The organism is Pseudomonas sp. PVC-3-1 (genome assembly GCF_057444315.1).
The window spans coordinates 6,030,844-6,046,663 of the sequence record NZ_CM172023.1; the positions used below are offsets into that span (position 1 = coordinate 6,030,844).

Here is a 15,820-nt window from a genome sequence, read left to right on the forward strand (position 1 = left end):
CTACGGCCGACGCCCGGCGAAATCCCGGGCGAACTGCGCGGCGATCCGCCCGGACCGCGACCCGCGATGGGTCGCCCAGCGGATCGCCGCCTGCTCCCACTCCTCCTGCGCTACGCCGCCCAGGCCGTGGTATTCCAGCCAGCGCGCAACCGCCTCCAGGTACTGCTCCTGGCTGAAGGCATAGAAAGATATCCACAGGCCGAAGCGCTCGGAAAGCGAGATCTTCTCCTCCACCGCTTCGCCCGGGTGCAGCTCGCCGCTCTCGCTGCGCTGGAAGGACAGGTTGTCCTCGGCGCGCTCGGCCAGCAGGTGGCGGCGATTGGACGTGGCGTAGATCAGCACGTTGCCCGACTGGCCGGCGACCGAGCCATCAAGCACGGTCTTCAGACCCTTGTAAGCGGTCTCGCCATCCTCGAAGGACAGGTCGTCGCAGAACAGCACGAAGCGCTCCGGGCGATGGCGCAGCAAGTCGATGATTTGCGGCAGATCGGCCAGGTGCTCCTTGTCCACCTCGATCAGGCGCAGCCCCTCAGCGTGGAAAGCGTGCAGGCAGGCCTTCACCAACGAACTCTTGCCGGTGCCACGGGCGCCGGTCAGCAGCACGTTGTTGGCCGGTCGGCCGGACACGAACTGGCGGGTGTTCTGCTCGATCAGCGCCTTCTGCCGGTCGACATTGCGCAGGTCATCGAAGGCAATCAGTGCCGGTTCGACCACCGGTGTCAGGCGCGGCTGGCCCTGGCGGTACTCCCAGAGGTGGGCGATGGCGCTGTCTTCCAGCGCCAGCTCGGCGCGGGTCGGCAGGGATTGTTCGAGCAACCGGGCGATACGCGCCAGTTGCTCGGTGATGGAGGCCAGTGCGTTTATGGAAAGCTCGGTCATGGCGGGATCATCGAAGCAGATGGGGACTGTTCAGCAGCCTAACGATGGAGGAAAGTGGTCGTCTAACGACAAACAGGCATCCAGATGCGCAAAAAGGACATTCCGACCCAGCCGCTGGAAAACCATGGCAATGAACGGGCCGCCAGCCCGGTAGCAGCCATCGCTCTGGACTTCCCCGATGGCCATCAGGTGCCAGCGCACAGCCATCATCGCGCGCAACTGCTCTACGCCGTGCGCGGCGTGCTGGTGGTCGGCAGCGCCAGCGGCCAGTGGGTGGTGCCGGACAACCGGGGGCTGTGGATACCCGGCGGCGTGGAACACTGGACGCGCATGGTCGGCGACGTTCAGGTGCGCACCCTTTATGTCGAACCGGGCAGCGCCCCGCATCTGCCGCCGGACTGCTGCGTGCTGGCGGTCTCGCCACTGCTGCGGGAACTGATCCTGGCGGCGCTGTCGATCAGTGGCGAGGTCACCCCGGATTCCCGCGACGGCCGCGTCCTTGGCCTGATGCTCGATGAACTGCGCGAAGACCCCATGCTGCCGCTGCACCTGCCGCTGCCCGCCCATCCGCGCCTGCGCGCACTGTGCCAGGCCATCCAGGCGCAACCCGGCGACAGTGCCGGCCTTGCCGACTGGGCGGCGCGGCTGAATGTCGACAGCAAGACGGTGCAACGCTGGTTCTGCACCGAAACCGGGCTGACCTTCGGCCAATGGCGCCAACAGGCACGCCTGCTGGCCGCGCTGGAACGCCTGGCCCTGGGCGAGAGCGTGCTGAGCGTGGCACTGGAAGTGGGCTACAGCACGCCCAGCGCCTTCAGCGCCATGTTCAGCCGCCAGTTCGGCCGGCCGCCCAGCGATTTCCTGCGCCCGCGCCGCTAATCCCCTCGTAAGCTCCGATCGTAAACAATCGGCCGCAACATCCTCGGACACATCCGCTGAAACGATGGGATTGAAACCCTGCTCCGGTTTCCCCATCTAGACTGTCATGTTCAATCAGTCAGGTGCCTCATGAGCGACCACGACGAGATTCACGATATCCACAGCGCCGAAGAGGTCAGCAATACCGGGCTGGTATTGCCGGGGCAGAACCTGCCGACCACGGTCTATGTCATCCCGATCCACAACCGCCCGTTCTTCCCGGCGCAGGTGCTGCCGGTGATCGTCAACGAGGAGCCGTGGGCGGAGACGCTCGAACTGGTCGCCAAGACCGAGCACCACAGCCTGGCGCTGTTCTTCATGGAGAACCCGCCGGAAGATCCCCGCCACTTCGACCCGGACAGCCTGCCCGAGCACGGCACGCTGGTGCGCGTGCACCACGCCAGCCGCGAGGGCGGCAAGCTGCAGTTCGTCGCCCAGGGCCTGTCGCGCGTGCGCATCCGCGGCTGGCTCAAGCGCCATCGCCCGCCCTTCCTGGTGGAAGTGGAATATCCGCACACGCCCAGCGACCCGAGCGACGAGGTGAAGGCCTACGGCATGGCCCTGATCAACGCGATCAAGGAACTGCTGCCGCTCAACCCGCTGTACAGCGAAGAGCTGAAGAACTACCTCAATCGCTTCAACCCCAACGACCCGTCGCCGCTGACCGATTTCGCCGCCGCGCTGACCACTGCGCCCGGCTCCGAGCTGCAGGGCGTGCTGGACACCGTGCCGATGCTCAAGCGCATGGAGAAAGTGCTGCCACTACTGCGCAAGGAAGTGGAAGTCGCGCGCCTGCAGAAGGAGCTGTCCGCCGAGGTCAATCGCAAGATCGGCGAGCGCCAGCGCGAGTTCTTCCTGCAGGAACAGCTGAAGATCATCCAGCAGGAACTGGGCATCACCAAGGACGACAAGAGCGCCGACTCCGACGAATTCCGCGCACGCCTGGAAGGCAAGACCCTGCCCGACCAGGCGAAGAAACGCATCGACGAAGAGCTGAACAAGCTGTCGATCCTGGAGACCGGCTCGCCGGAGTACGCCGTCACGCGCAATTACCTCGACTGGGCGACCTCGGTGCCGTGGGGCTTGATGGGCGTCGACAAGCTCGACCTCAAGCACGCGCGCAAGGTCCTCGACCGGCACCATTCCGGCCTGGAAGACGTGAAGGACCGCATCCTCGAGTTCCTCGCGGTCGGCACCTTCAAGGGCGAGATCGCCGGCTCCATCGTGCTGCTGGTGGGCCCGCCCGGCGTGGGCAAGACCAGCATCGGCAAGTCCATCGCCGAGAGCCTGGGGCGGCCGTTCTACCGCTTCAGCGTCGGCGGCATGCGTGACGAGGCGGAGATCAAGGGCCATCGCCGCACCTACATTGGCGCCCTGCCCGGCAAGCTGGTGCAGGCGCTGAAGGACGTCGAGGTTATGAACCCGGTGATCATGCTCGACGAGATCGACAAGCTCGGCAGCAGCTACCAGGGCGACCCCGCCTCGGCGCTGCTGGAGACGCTCGATCCGGAGCAGAACGTGGAGTTCCTCGACCACTATCTGGACCTGCGCCTGGATCTGTCCAAGGTGCTGTTCGTCTGCACCGCCAACACCCTGGACTCCATCCCCGGCCCGCTGCTGGACCGCATGGAAGTCATTCGCCTGTCCGGCTACATCGCCGAAGAGAAGCTGGCCATCGCCAAGCGTCACCTGTGGCCCAAGCAGCTGGAAAAGGCCGGCGTGCCGAAGAATCGCCTGTCGATCAACGATGCCGCCCTGCGCGCAGTGATCGAGGGTTACGCCCGCGAGGCCGGCGTGCGCCAGCTGGAAAAAGTGCTCGGCAAGCTGGTGCGCAAGTCGGTGATGAAGCTGCTGGAAGACCCGGATTCAGTGGTGAAGATCGGCGCCAAGGACCTGGAGGAATACCTCGGCACGCCGGTGTTCCGCACCGAGCAGGTGCTTTCCGGCGTCGGCGTGATCACCGGCCTTGCCTGGACCAGCATGGGCGGCGCGACGCTACCCATCGAGGCGACGCGCATCCATACGCTCAACCGTGGCTTCAAGCTCACCGGGCAACTGGGCGACGTGATGAAGGAATCGGCGGAGATCGCCTACAGCTACATCAGCTCGAACCTGAAGAAGTACGGCGGCGAGTCGAACTTCTTCGACCAGGCCTTCGTCCACGTGCACGTGCCGGAAGGCGCCACGCCCAAGGATGGCCCCAGCGCCGGCGTGACCATGGCCAGCGCCCTGCTGTCTCTGGCGCGCAACCAGGCGCCGAAGAAAGGCGTGGCCATGACCGGCGAGCTGACCCTCACCGGCCAGGTGCTGCCCATTGGCGGGGTGCGCGAGAAGGTCATCGCGGCGCGCCGGCAGAAGATCTTCGAGCTGATCCTGCCCGAGCCCAACCGGGGGGACTTCGAGGAGCTGCCGGAGTATCTGAAGGAAGGGCTGACGGTACATTTCGCCAAACGCTATGGGGACGTGGCGAAGGTGCTGTTCCCGAGCTGACTTGCGCCCCCCTGCGGCGCATTCGACCTGTAGGAGCGAGGGGACGCCTAGTTCTTGCTCGCGAATAACCTCCGCAGCGGGGAAGGTTCGCGAGCAAGCTCGCTCCTACATGAAAGGCATGCCCGCGCTCTGGTTCTGGCTCTGACTCTGGCTTCAGTGATTTCCAGAGAAACCACCACACACTCCGAACTGCCCCGTTTCAGGAGGCCTCGTTGAGGCGGAGCTTCAGGGATTGAGCGACATGGATGTCGCGAGAGCGGCGATGGGCCAGGGATGGCCCTTCGCCGCGCGCCCCTGAAACTTCGCTTCAACGAGGGTATTTTTCGCGCCAAGCGAAAAACCGGATGGAGGGGCAAGACCTTTGCCTACATTGGGTCGTTTGCCAAAGCAGGTCGCCTGAGGGGGCGAAACCCAATACATCCGAGCAAACCGAAGCGGCGCAGAGGCACCTAACGACACACAAGGCGAACACAGTCCGCTTGAAACCCCGATTGCGTTATCCTGCGGCCCAACCTGTCCCCACTCAGGAGCCGTCATGCCGTCGTACCGCTCATTGCTGCCCCTCTCCCTGGCCCTGCTCGCCGGCTGCGCCGGGCAGCCCAAACCCGTGGTCACCCTGGAAGACGCCAGCGACTGCAAGCCGCTGAAACTGCACACCGGCCAGGAGCTGGTGCTGATCCTGCCAAGCAACCCCACCACCGGCTTCCGCTGGGAAATGCGCAACGCCGCCAACGGCCTGCTGCGCCCGCTCGGCCCGGAGGTCTACAGCAACCCGGAAGACGCAGGCCTGGTCGGCAGCGCCGGCGAATCCACCTGGCGCTTCCGCGTGACCGCTGCCGGCGAGGACAAGCTGGAACTGGCCTACCGCCGCCCCTGGGAAGCCGAAGTCGCCCCCGCGCAGACCTTCACCTGTCCCATCGCCGTGAAGTAACCCGCCGAGCCCGGCGCCATAAGCCGCTCGCGCTGACGCCTTCGGCCTGTAGGCCAGGCGCCGGCCTGCGGCACAGTGGCCGTTCATTTCCTCGGGAGGGAACCCCATGCGCTGGGCACTCTTGGCACTGATCGGCGGTGTCGCCTACCTGTTCGCTGTCACCTTCGACCTGCCCGTCCTGCGCATGCTGTGCAAGCCGCTGCCGGTCCTGGCCATGCTTTTCTGGATTCTCGGCACGCCCGCCGACGGCTACCGCCGCTGGGTCGCCATCGGCCTGGTGCTGTCGATGCTCGGCGACATCCTGCTGGAATGGCCGATCAACGCCTTCGTGCCCGGTCTCGCCGCCTTCCTGCTGGCTCATCTCGCTTACCTGGTCGCCTACCTCGGCGACACGCGCCGCTTCGCCCCGCTCGGCCTGCTGGTCGCAGGCGCCCTGGGTGGCGGCCTGTTCGCCCTGCTCCATAGCCGCGGTCTCGGCCCGCTGCTGTTACCCATTGCGCTGTACAGCCTGACCATCAGCGCCATGCTCTGGCGTGCCATCGCCCGTCTCGGCGTGCCCTCTATCGCCAATGCCAGCCGGCTACTCGCCGCGCTGGGTGCGTTGCTGTTCGTCAGCTCCGACTCGATGATCGGCATCAGCCGCTTCGTCGCCGCCTTCGACGGCTCCTCCTACGCCATCATGCTCACCTACTGGCTCGGCCAGTTCGGCATCGCTGCGTCCGTCACATCCCGTCATATCGCTCTGCCATACTCGGAAGGACAAACCACTTCCCGGGTCTGACATGCTGCGAATTGCTTCACCGCTGCTGCTCCTGTGTTCGGCACTGGCCAGCGCCGAACCCCTGCGCCTGGCCGGCGACGACTGGTGCCCCTATCTCTGCCCGGACGATCCGGACAAGCCCGGCTACCTGCTCGAAGCCCTCGGCCAGGTGCTGCCGCAACCGCCGCTGTTCGAACCCCTGCCCTGGCCGCGCGCCCTGCAGATGGCTCGCGAGGGGCTGGTGGATGGCGTAGTCGGCGCCTACAGCGAAGAGTCCGAGGAGTTGCTGATCGGCGAAGAGCCCATCGGCTGGGTGACCATGCGTTTCTACGTGCGCAACGACAACCCCTGGACCTGGCAAGGTCCGACCTCGCTGAGCAGCCAGTCCATCGGGCTGGCTCAGGGCTATTCCTACGGCAAGGAACTGGACGCCTGGCGCGACGAGCACCTGTCCAACCATGAACAGGTTCAGGTACTCAGCGGCGAGAAAGTCCTCGAACGCAATATCCAGAAGCTGCTGCTGGGGCGCATCACGGTGCTGCTGGAGGACAGTCAGATCGTCGAGCATTACCTGCATCGCCACGGCCTGTCGGCGAGCATTCAAGCAGCCGGTGAGCTCGCCGATAAACGTCCCATGTACGTCGCCTTGAATCCTCGCCTGGATGGCGTGCAGGACCGCCTGGCCGATCTCGACGAAGGACTGCGAGAACTGCGCCGCAACGACCAGTGGAAACCCCTGATGCAGGGTTACGGAATCGCCGTTGACTAGCCCTGCGAAGGCGTGAGAAAAGTCCGGCAGAGCCCTCTGTCATCGGCTATAGATCAATTAATAAGAGACTGGGAAAAGGGGAGCTCCATGCGTGCAGTAGTTCGCTCGATGTTGTTGCTGGGAGCCTGCCTGACGCTCTCTGCCTGTGGCAGCCTGCTGCCCAGCGAACGCGCGGAAGTGCAATCACCATTCCTGGATTACCAGGATGCACAGAGCCGCTACAACCAGGTCGACCCTGGCAAGACCACCAAGTCGCAGCTCTACGCGCTGGGCTTCGATCCGCTGTCCCAGGGCAACGCCAAGATGCTTTCGTTCATCGACGTGCGCCTGCTCTTCGTGCAGCCCAACATCCCCATCGACTACCTGCCCGACGGCCTGGTGACGTGCCTGCAGGCCAAGGATCGCTGCATCGGCTACGCCTTCGACTTCAACAAGACCGACAGCCAGCGCGTGGGCAGCTTCTGGGCCGACATCTTCAACTTCCGCAAGCGCCGCCAGGTGCAAGGCTGGTCGTTCCGCCCGGTGTTCGTGCTGATCGACGACGTGGTCGTGCACAAGACCAGCAACGGCGAGCCGAACATCCGCCGCATGGAAGACAAGAAGAACCCCCTCGGCCCGCTGCAGGGCGCTGGCGAATACTTCTCCGACCAGCTCAAGTGACCCTTATCGGCTGAAGCTTGGGCGCACCCCGCGCCTCGGCTACAATGCGCGCCCCGGCAGACCGGGCGCGCCGCGCCTGGTTGCCTGTTCAGCGTAACGAGGCCCCATCCAGCGTGAGCGAATCCGACCGCATCTTCGCCCAGCCGCAACCCCAGGTTCCCGACTTCACCTTCAACGAGGACGTGGTGCGCGTCTTCCCGGACATGATCAAGCGATCGGTGCCGGGCTACCCCACCATTGTCGAGAACATCGGCGTGCTCGGCGCGCGCTTCGCCACGCCGAACAGCGTGCTCTACGACCTCGGCTGCTCGTTGGGCGCCGTGACCCAGGCGCTGCGCCGCCATGTGAAGACCGAAGGCTGCCGCGTCATCGGTGTCGACAACTCCGCACCGATGATCGAGCGCTGCGGCGAATACCTGCGCGCCCAGGACGCCATGCACCAGGAACTGCTGCCGGTCGAACTGATCGAGGCGGACATCCTGAAGCTGGACCTCAAGCCCTGCTCGCTGATCGCGCTGAACTTCACCCTGCAGTTCATCGCCCCTGAACAACGCCTGGAACTGCTCACCCGCCTGCACAGCGTCCTGCTGCCCGGCGGCGCGCTGATCCTCTCGGAAAAACTGCGCTTCGCCGACGAGCAGGAGCACGAACTGCTCACCGACCTGCATATCGACTTCAAGCGCGCCAATGGCTACAGCGAACTGGAAATCGCCCAGAAGCGCACCGCCATCGAGAACGTCATGCGCCCCGACACCCTGGAGACCCACCGCGAGCGCCTGCTGGCCGCAGGATTCTCCAAGGTCGTGCCCTGGTTCCAGTGCCTCAACTTCGCTTCCCTGATTGCCCTGCCATGATCGAACGCTTCGACCTCGACCGCCTGCGCCTTGAACTGGCCGGCACGCCACTGGAATCCTGGGCGGCCTCGCTGCCCGCGCAACTGGCCAGCAAGGTCGACGATGGCCATGGCGATCTCGATCGCTGGCTGGCCGCGGTGGATCGTCTGCCGGCGCTGCAAGCCGCTGCCGTCGAATTGCGCGAGCGCTTCAACCTGGAAGGCGCCTGCGACGAAGCGACCCGCGATCAGCTTACGCTGGCGTTGCAGGGACTGATCCCGTGGCGCAAGGGGCCGTTCAACCTGTTCGGCGTGCACATCGACACCGAATGGCGTTCGGACTGGAAATGGGATCGCGTTTCGCCGCACATCGACCTGATGGGCAAGCGCGTCCTCGATGTCGGCTGCGGAAACGGCTATTACCAGTGGCGCATGCTTGGCGCTGGCGCGCGCAGCGTGGTGGGCGTGGACCCGAACTGGCTGTTCTTCTGCCAGTTCCTCGCCATGAAGCGCTACCTGCCGGACCTGCCTGCCTGGCATCTGCCCTTCGCCCTGGAAGACCTGCCCGAGAAGCTGGAAGGCTTCGATACGGTGTTCTCCATGGGCGTGCTCTACCATCGCCGCTCGCCCATCGACCACCTGCTGGCGCTCAAGGACTGCCTGCGCCGTGGCGGTGAACTGGTGCTGGAAACCCTGGTGGTGGAAGGCGACGTGAACACCGTGCTGGTGCCCGAGGACCGCTACGCGCAGATGCGCAACGTGTGGTTCCTGCCATCGGTGCCGGCACTGGAGCTATGGCTGCGCCGTGCGGGCTTCACCGATGTGCACAGCGTGGATATCAGCCGCACCTCGGTGGAGGAACAACGCGCCACTGAGTGGATGCGCTACCAGTCGCTGCCGGACTTCCTCGATCCGAACGACCACAGCCGCACCCTCGAAGGCCTGCCGGCGCCGCTGCGCGCCACCCTGGTCGCGCGCAAGCCGTAAGTCTCGACAGGTTCGCGAGCAAGCTCGCTCCTACGAAGAGCACTGCTCCTTGTAGGACCGAGGGGGGCGCCCAGCCCTTGCTCGCGAACCACCCTCAATCAGTGGCGTAGGGCGTACAACCGCTCGCGGTTGTACGCCGTCTGGCAGCCGGATCAGCGATTGGCCGCCGCCACGATCAGCGCCTTCATCTCGGCAACCGCCTGCTTGAAGCCCACGAACAGCGCATGGGCGACAATCGCGTGGCCGATATTCAGCTCGTTGATCCCGGCAATGGCCGCCACCGGCTCGGCATTGTGGTAATGCAGACCATGGCCGGCGTTGACGATCAGCCCGTGGGACAGACCGAACTCCACGCCATCGCGGATGCGCGCCAGCTCATGGGCGGCTTCGGCCGGGTTGTGGGCGTCGGCATAGCGACCGGTGTGCAGCTCGACGGCCGGCGCACCGATGCGCGCAGAGGCCTCAATCTGGCGCTGATCCGGATCGATGAACAGCGACACTTCACAACCGGCAGCGGCCAGGCGCTGCACCGCTTCGCGGATACGCGCTTCCTGGCCGGCGACGTCCAGGCCGCCTTCGGTGGTCAGCTCCTGGCGGGTCTCCGGAACCAGGCAGACATGGGCCGGGCGGATGATCTCGGCGAACTTCATCATCTCCTCGGTAACGCCCATCTCGAAGTTCATGCGGGTCTGCAGCACTTCGGCGAGCACGCGCACGTCGCGGTCCTGGATGTGCCGGCGATCTTCGCGCAGGTGCACGGTGATGCCGTCGGCGCCGGCTTCCTCGGCGTCCAACGCGGCTTTCACCGGGTCGGGATAACGGGTGCCGCGGGCCTGGCGCAGGGTGGCGACGTGGTCGATGTTCACGCCGAGCAGGATACGGTTGGCTTCAGTCACGGGAGTTGTCCTTGCGATTCATGAAGAGCTCGCGGCTGACCAGCGGTCGGCCGCCAAGATGGGGCGCCAGGGCCTGGCGCATCAGGCGCTTGGCCGCCGCCAGGGCGCCGGGAGCGCTCCAGTCGGCTTCGGCCATGGCCAGCAGATCGGCACCGTGGAACAGGCCAGGCTGCAGACTGCCGACCGGTTCCAGGCCGGAGTCGGGCAGCAGGCGATAGAGACCGTCCGGGGCGACGCTCTGGCCGACGATATCGGTGTCCAGGGAAAAACCATAGCCCAGGTCGTCCAGCAACCGCCATTCGAAGGAACGCAGCAGTGGCTCCAGCGGACTACCGGCGGCCAGCAGCGGCAAGGTCGCTCGGTAATGCTCGAAGAGCGCAGGATGCGGGTCTTCCGCCGGTAGCAGGCGAACCATCAGCTCGTTCAGGTAGAGGCCGCTGAACAGCGCCTCGCCACTGAGCAGATTGGGAATGCCATTGGGCTCCAGCCGCACGACGTTCTTCAGATCGCTGCGCCCGCGGAATTCGGCCTCCAGCGGCACGAACGGGCGCGCCAGAGCCCCCGCCTTGCCCCGCGCGCCACGCAGAACGGCACGCAACCGTCCCTGCGGGGTGAAGAAATCCACCAGCGCGCTGGTTTCCTTGTAGGGACGGCTGTGCAGGACGAAGGCGGCTTGGGCAGTGGAAGCGAGGCTCATGGCGCTGCGCCTGGAGTGGGAGTCGAGAGACGGGCGCGCTCAGGCGCCCGGAGGCTGCGCCCCGCGAAAGCTCGCGGAGCAACCAGGATCAGAGGTCGCCGTAGCCCAGCGAACGCAGTGCGCGCTCGTCGTCGGACCAGCCGCCCTTCACTTTCACCCAGAGGTTGAGCATGACCTTGGAATCGAACAGTACTTCCATGTCCTTGCGCGCGTTCTGGCCGATGCTTTTGATGCGCTCGCCCTTCTCGCCGATGATGATCTTCTTCTGGCCGTCGCGTTCCACCAGGATCAGCGCATGGATGTGCAGAATCGGACCATCCTGCTTGAACTCTTCGATCTCCACGGTGACCTGGTACGGCAGCTCAGCGCCCAGCTGGCGCATGATCTTCTCGCGCACCAGCTCGGCAGCCAGGAAGCGGCTGCTGCGGTCGGTGATCTGGTCTTCCGGGAAGAAGTGCTCGCTCTCCGGCAGACGCTCGGCCACCAGGCCTTCGAGCACATCGAGGTTCTGCCCGTGCTGGGCGGAAATCGGTACGACTTCGGCGTTGGGCAGCTGCTCGGCCAGCCACTGCAGGTGCGGCAGCAACTCGCCCTTGTCTTCCATACGGTCAACCTTGTTCACCGCCAGCAGGACCGGGCAGCTCACGTACTTGACCTTGTCGTAGACCATCTGGTCTTCGTCGGTCCAGCGGTTGCGGTCGACGACGAAGATCACCACGTCTACGTCCTTCAGCGCGGCGCTGGCCGAACGGTTCATGTAGCGGTTGAGCGCTTTGTCGTTGTCCTTGTGCAGGCCGGGGGTGTCGACATACACCGCCTGCACGTCACCCTCGGTCTTGATGCCCAGCAGGGTATGGCGAGTGGTCTGCGGCTTGCGCGAAGTGATCGCCAGCTTCTGCCCGAGGATGTGGTTGAGCAGGGTCGACTTGCCTACGTTGGGGCGGCCCACGATGGCGACATAACCGCAACGAACGGCTCCTGCTTCATCGTGCTCGGATGGGTCGTGCTTGTCTTGCTCGTGCTCACTCATGGCCATTCTCCACGCCCAGGGCTGCCAGGGCGGCGGCAGCGGCCACCTGCTCGGCGATGCGGCGACTGCCGCCGTGACCGTGGGTCTTGTCATTCAGCAGGGCCACCTCGCACTCCACGAAGAAAGTGCGGCAATGCGGTTCGCCCTGGATATCCACCACGTCATAACGCGGCAGTTCGCACCCGCGGGACTGCAGGAATTCCTGCAGGCGGGTCTTGGGGTCCTTGTTGGTATCCACCGGGGTCAGCTCGCGCAGTTGCGGGCCGAGCCAGTCCATGATCCGCTCACGGGCGGAATCCATGCCGGTGTCCAGATAGATGGCACCGATCAGCGCCTCCATGGCGTCAGCCAGGATCGACTCACGGCGATAACCGCCGCTCTTCAGCTCGCCCGAGCCCAGTCGCAGGTAATCGCCGATTTCGAAACCACGGGCCAGCAGGGCCAGGGTCTCGCCTTTCACCAGTCGCGCACGCAGACGCGACAGCTGGCCTTCGCGGGCCTGGGGGAAGTGGGTGAACAGGGCTTCGCCGATGACGAAGTTGAGGATGGCGTCGCCGAGGAACTCCAGGCGCTCGTTGTTGCGCCCGGCGAAACTGCGATGGGTCAGCGCCAGGACCATCAGGTCCTGGTCGCGGAAGGTATAGCCAAGCTTGCGCTCGAGTCGATCCAGACTGTTGTTACTCACGGCATTCGTACACGGAATTCTTTGTCAAATTTGACCACCAGGTCGATGTTCTGGACCAGTGGCTCGCGTTTTTCGTACTTCAGGTGGGCGCGGAACTCGTTGTTCTCGAGTTGCACGTCCAGCGCATCTTCCAGTTTGAGGTCGCGTATCCCATTAATCGTTAAAGCCTTACCCACATACGCGTAAAACTCCGGAACAGTGCGAACATCCGCGGCTTTGTCGGTTTCAACCGAAGTAATAGCCTTCTCAATGGCAAAATTGTCCATGTAATGCGGAAAAACCTTGAACGCGGCGCTGGCGACAAACGCCACGATGGCGAGCACGACCAGCCAGCCCAGCAACGACATCCCCTTCTGCGAACGTGCGTACGTCATATCGACCTCATGTCGGTATCTTTCTTATTTGCCCGCCAGCCGCGGCAGGTCCAAGTGAAGCGGGGCTGCCTCGCTCCCCGCGTGCAGCCCCGCTCTTTTCTAGCATCGTTCCAGCCGTGCCGGCCTGGACCGTCTCACAAGTTTAGTGAATCACGCCGACTCGCGAGAAATTCGGCAGATTGCGCATTTTCGGGTCCGGCCAGCTCATCCAAACCGCGAACGCCTTGCCGACGATATTGCGGTCCGGAACCATGCCCAGCAGGTCCTTCGGAATCTTCGGATCGTTCCAGTAGCGGCTGTCGTTGGAGTTGTCGCGGTTGTCGCCCATCATGAAGTAATGGTCGGCCGGCACTTTCCACTGCTTGCCCGGCTCGATGCGGAAGCGGGTCATTTCCTTGCGGATCATGTGCTCCACGGCACCCAGCTTTTCCTGGTACAGGGTCACGCTGCCCAGGGTGCCCGGCTCTTCGCCCACCAGCGACTCGGCCACGGCCTGGTCGTTGATGTACAGGCGCTTGTCGCTGGTATAGCGAATGGTGTCGCCCGGCACGCCGATAACGCGCTTGATGTAGTTGATGTTCGGATCGCTGGGATAGCGGAACACCATGACATCGCCACGCTGCGGGTCACCCACCGGGATCACCTTGGTATCCAGCACCGGCAGGCGAATGCCGTAGGCGAACTTGTTCACCAGGATGAAATCGCCCACTTCCAGGGTCGGTTTCATCGAGCCTGACGGGATCTGGAAGGGCTCAACCAGAAACGAACGCAGCACCAGCACGATGAACAGCACCGGGAAGAACGATTTGCCGTACTCGACGAGTACCGGCTCCTTGTTCAGCTTTTCCAGCACTTGCGGGTCAGCTTCGCTGACCGAACCTTCATAGGCGGAAATGGCTGCCCGGCGGCGCGGTGCGAACAGCACCAGGTCCACCAGGGCGAGAACGCCGCATACCGCGACGGCAATCACCAGCAACAGCGGGAAATTCAGGGTCATAGGGTTCAACTGTCCACTTTGAGCACAGCGAGGAAGGCTTCCTGCGGAATCTCCACGCTACCGACCTGCTTCATCCTTTTCTTACCGGCTTTCTGCTTTTCCAGCAGCTTGCGCTTACGGCTCACATCACCACCATAGCACTTAGCCAGCACGTTCTTCCTGAGCGCCTTGACCGTCGAGCGGGCGATGATCTGCCCACCGATGGCCGCCTGAATCGCGACATCGAACATCTGCCGCGGAATCAATTCCTTCATCTTCTCCACCAACTGGCGGCCCTTGTACGGGGCGTTGTCGCGGTGGACGATCAGGGCGAGGGCGTCAACCTTCTCGCCGTTGATCAGCACATCGAGGCGAACCAGGTTGGCCGGCTCGAAGCGGTCGAAACTGTAGTCCAGCGAAGCATAGCCACGGCTGGTGGACTTCAGGCGGTCGAAGAAGTCCAGCACCACTTCGTTCATCGGCAGATCGTAGATCACCTGGACCTGGCCGCTGAGGAAGTGCATGTCGCGCTGGACGCCGCGCTTCTCGATGCACAGGGTTATGACGTTGCCCAGGTGCTCCTGAGGCACAAGGATGGTCGCGCGGCAGATCGGCTCGCGCATCTCGTCGATGGACGAAAGGTCGGGCAGCTTGGACGGGTTGTCGACATAGAGGATGTCGCCGTTCTTCTGCACGATCTCGAAGATCACGGTCGGCGCGGTGGTGATCAGGTCCAGGTCGTATTCGCGCTCCAGGCGCTCCTGGATGATCTCCATGTGCAGCATGCCGAGGAAGCCGATGCGGAAGCCGAAGCCCAGGGCCTCGGAGCTTTCCGGCTCGTACTGCAGCGCGGCGTCGTTCAGGGTCAGCTTCTGGAGGGCTTCGCGGAAGTCCTCGAAATCATCGGAACTGACCGGGAACAGGCCGGCATAGACCTGCGGCTTGATGCGCTTGAAGCCCGGCAGCACGTCCACGTCGGGAGTGTTGTTCAGGGTCAGGGTATCGCCCACCGGCGCGCCAAGGATGTCCTTGATGCCGGCGATGATGAAGCCCACTTCACCGGCCTTGAGGTCCGGAGTCTCGGTGTGCTTCGGGGTGAAGACGCCGACGCTGTCCACCTGGTGGACCTTGCCGGTGGACTTCACCAGAATCTTGTCGCCTTTCTTCACGCGGCCGTGCTTCACACGCACCAGCGAGACCACGCCCAGGTAGTTGTCGAACCAGGAGTCGATGATCAGCGCCTGCAGCGGTGCGTCGATCTCGCCTTCGGGCGCCGGAATGGCAGTGACCAGGCGCTCCAGCACATCTTCCACGCCCATGCCGCTCTTGGCCGAGCAGGCTACGGCGTCGGTGGCATCGATGCCGATGATGCTTTCGATTTCGTCCTTCACGCGGTCCGGGTCGGCCTGCGGCAGGTCCATCTTGTTCAGGACCGGCATTACTTCCAGGCCCTGCTCGATGGCGGTGTAGCAGTTGGCGACCGACTGCGCTTCCACGCCCTGGCCGGCATCCACCACCAGCAGCGCGCCTTCGCAGGCGGCCAGCGAGCGGCTGACTTCGTAGGTGAAGTCGACGTGCCCGGGGGTGTCGATGAAGTTCAACTGGTAGGTCTTGCCGTCCTTCGCCTTGTAGTGAAGGGTGACGCTGTGCGCCTTGATGGTGATGCCGCGCTCACGCTCCAGGTCCATGGAGTCCAGTACCTGGGCCTCCATCTCGCGGTCGGACAGGCCGCCGCACATCTGGATGAAGCGGTCTGCCAACGTCGACTTGCCATGGTCGATGTGGGCGATGATGGAGAAATTGCGGATATGACTCAGGTCACTCACGGCGAACACACTCGGAAGGCTGAAGGCGGCGGTCCGCCGAAAAATAGCCGGGGAGTTTACCTGACTACAGCCTGATGCGTCACGCCGCGCCGGACGGTCAGGCATGAAAA

16 protein-coding genes are annotated in these 15,820 nt (G+C 64.2%); 8 read left to right on the forward strand and 8 right to left on the reverse strand.

Annotated elements, in window-relative coordinates; translation table 11 throughout:
* Positions 1-879, reverse strand: a complete 879-nt coding sequence (locus tag AC2T4A_RS27865; protein WP_486742308.1) for an ATP-binding protein — start codon at positions 877-879, stop codon at positions 1-3.
* A gap of 84 nt (positions 880-963) precedes the next feature.
* Between AC2T4A_RS27865 and AC2T4A_RS27870 the strand changes: the two genes are divergently transcribed.
* The 8 genes from AC2T4A_RS27870 (at position 964) to cmoB (ending at position 9,226) form a co-directional block, all read left to right on the forward strand.
* A complete protein-coding gene (locus AC2T4A_RS27870) occupies positions 964-1,758 on the forward strand; it encodes an AraC family transcriptional regulator (protein ID WP_416747504.1) in 795 nt (264 codons plus the stop codon).
* 129 nt (positions 1,759-1,887) lie between these two features.
* Positions 1,888-4,287, forward strand: a complete 2,400-nt coding sequence (gene lon, locus AC2T4A_RS27875) for an endopeptidase La (RefSeq protein ID WP_478377179.1) — start codon at positions 1,888-1,890, stop codon at positions 4,285-4,287.
* A 535-nt stretch (positions 4,288-4,822) separates the two neighbouring features.
* Entirely contained in the window at positions 4,823-5,218 is a 396-nt protein-coding gene (locus tag AC2T4A_RS27880; protein WP_416747500.1) for a protease inhibitor I42 family protein, read from the forward strand.
* 106 nt (positions 5,219-5,324) lie between these two features.
* Positions 5,325-5,999 carry a lysoplasmalogenase gene (locus AC2T4A_RS27885; protein ID WP_416747498.1) on the forward strand — a complete coding sequence of 225 codons (675 nt, stop codon included), beginning with the start codon at positions 5,325-5,327 and terminating at the stop codon, positions 5,997-5,999.
* 1 nt (position 6,000) lies between these two features.
* Positions 6,001-6,747: a substrate-binding periplasmic protein gene (locus AC2T4A_RS27890; protein ID WP_416747496.1), complete on the forward strand. Its 747-nt coding sequence runs from the start codon at positions 6,001-6,003 to the stop codon at positions 6,745-6,747.
* 87 nt (positions 6,748-6,834) lie between these two features.
* Positions 6,835-7,407 (forward strand): hypothetical protein, encoded by a 573-nt coding sequence (locus AC2T4A_RS27895; RefSeq protein ID WP_026078837.1) that lies wholly within the window; start codon positions 6,835-6,837, stop codon positions 7,405-7,407.
* A gap of 113 nt (positions 7,408-7,520) precedes the next feature.
* A complete protein-coding gene (cmoA, locus tag AC2T4A_RS27900) occupies positions 7,521-8,261 on the forward strand; it encodes a carboxy-S-adenosyl-L-methionine synthase CmoA (protein WP_486742309.1) in 741 nt (246 codons plus the stop codon).
* Entirely contained in the window at positions 8,258-9,226 is a 969-nt protein-coding gene (cmoB, locus tag AC2T4A_RS27905; protein ID WP_478377183.1) for a tRNA 5-methoxyuridine(34)/uridine 5-oxyacetic acid(34) synthase CmoB, read from the forward strand. Before cmoA ends, cmoB begins: the two co-directional genes overlap by 4 nt.
* A gap of 152 nt (positions 9,227-9,378) precedes the next feature.
* On the opposite strand, the gene pdxJ is transcribed toward cmoB, so the two are convergent.
* From pdxJ to lepA, 7 genes are all read right to left on the reverse strand, one after another.
* A complete protein-coding gene (pdxJ, locus tag AC2T4A_RS27910) occupies positions 9,379-10,122 on the reverse strand; it encodes a pyridoxine 5'-phosphate synthase (RefSeq protein WP_017517398.1) in 744 nt (247 codons plus the stop codon).
* On the reverse strand, positions 10,115-10,819 hold the full coding sequence (recO, locus tag AC2T4A_RS27915) for a DNA repair protein RecO (protein WP_416747489.1): 705 nt from the start codon (positions 10,817-10,819) through the stop codon (positions 10,115-10,117). The genes pdxJ and recO overlap by 8 nt, the downstream gene beginning before the upstream one ends.
* A gap of 88 nt (positions 10,820-10,907) precedes the next feature.
* On the reverse strand, positions 10,908-11,849 hold the full coding sequence (gene era, locus AC2T4A_RS27920; RefSeq protein WP_486742310.1) for a GTPase Era: 942 nt from the start codon (positions 11,847-11,849) through the stop codon (positions 10,908-10,910).
* Positions 11,842-12,534 carry a ribonuclease III gene (gene rnc, locus AC2T4A_RS27925; protein ID WP_017517395.1) on the reverse strand — a complete coding sequence of 231 codons (693 nt, stop codon included), beginning with the start codon at positions 12,532-12,534 and terminating at the stop codon, positions 11,842-11,844. The genes era and rnc overlap by 8 nt, the downstream gene beginning before the upstream one ends.
* Complete coding sequence (locus tag AC2T4A_RS27930; RefSeq protein WP_486742311.1) at positions 12,531-12,908, reverse strand: DUF4845 domain-containing protein; 378 nt, start codon at positions 12,906-12,908, stop codon at positions 12,531-12,533. Before AC2T4A_RS27930 ends, rnc begins: the two co-directional genes overlap by 4 nt.
* A gap of 142 nt (positions 12,909-13,050) precedes the next feature.
* Positions 13,051-13,905 carry a signal peptidase I gene (gene lepB, locus AC2T4A_RS27935; protein ID WP_416747482.1) on the reverse strand — a complete coding sequence of 285 codons (855 nt, stop codon included), beginning with the start codon at positions 13,903-13,905 and terminating at the stop codon, positions 13,051-13,053.
* A 5-nt stretch (positions 13,906-13,910) separates the two neighbouring features.
* Complete coding sequence (gene lepA / locus AC2T4A_RS27940) at positions 13,911-15,710, reverse strand: translation elongation factor 4 (protein WP_024765539.1); 1,800 nt, start codon at positions 15,708-15,710, stop codon at positions 13,911-13,913.
* Positions 15,711-15,820: the final 110 nt, after the last annotated feature.

Bases quoted from the DNA above. Each gene is read 5' to 3' on its own strand.
- lepB (WP_416747482.1), bottom strand. From the start codon at position 13,905: ATGACCCTGAATTTCCCGCTGTTGCTGGTGATTGCCGTCGCGGTATGC.
- AC2T4A_RS27870 (WP_416747504.1), top strand. From the start codon at position 964: ATGCGCAAAAAGGACATTCCGACCCAGCCGCTGGAAAACCATGGCAAT.
- AC2T4A_RS27930 (WP_486742311.1), bottom strand. From the start codon at position 12,908: ATGACGTACGCACGTTCGCAGAAGGGGATGTCGTTGCTGGGCTGGCTG.
- AC2T4A_RS27865 (WP_486742308.1), bottom strand. From the start codon at position 879: ATGACCGAGCTTTCCATAAACGCACTGGCCTCCATCACCGAGCAACTG.
- AC2T4A_RS27890 (WP_416747496.1), top strand. From the start codon at position 6,001: ATGCTGCGAATTGCTTCACCGCTGCTGCTCCTGTGTTCGGCACTGGCC.
- era (WP_486742310.1), bottom strand. From the start codon at position 11,849: ATGAGTGAGCACGAGCAAGACAAGCACGACCCATCCGAGCACGATGAA.
- AC2T4A_RS27885 (WP_416747498.1), top strand. From the start codon at position 5,325: ATGCGCTGGGCACTCTTGGCACTGATCGGCGGTGTCGCCTACCTGTTC.
- recO (WP_416747489.1), bottom strand. From the start codon at position 10,819: ATGAGCCTCGCTTCCACTGCCCAAGCCGCCTTCGTCCTGCACAGCCGT.
- lon (WP_478377179.1), top strand. From the start codon at position 1,888: ATGAGCGACCACGACGAGATTCACGATATCCACAGCGCCGAAGAGGTC.
- cmoB (WP_478377183.1), top strand. From the start codon at position 8,258: ATGATCGAACGCTTCGACCTCGACCGCCTGCGCCTTGAACTGGCCGGC.
- AC2T4A_RS27880 (WP_416747500.1), top strand. From the start codon at position 4,823: ATGCCGTCGTACCGCTCATTGCTGCCCCTCTCCCTGGCCCTGCTCGCC.
- AC2T4A_RS27895 (WP_026078837.1), top strand. From the start codon at position 6,835: ATGCGTGCAGTAGTTCGCTCGATGTTGTTGCTGGGAGCCTGCCTGACG.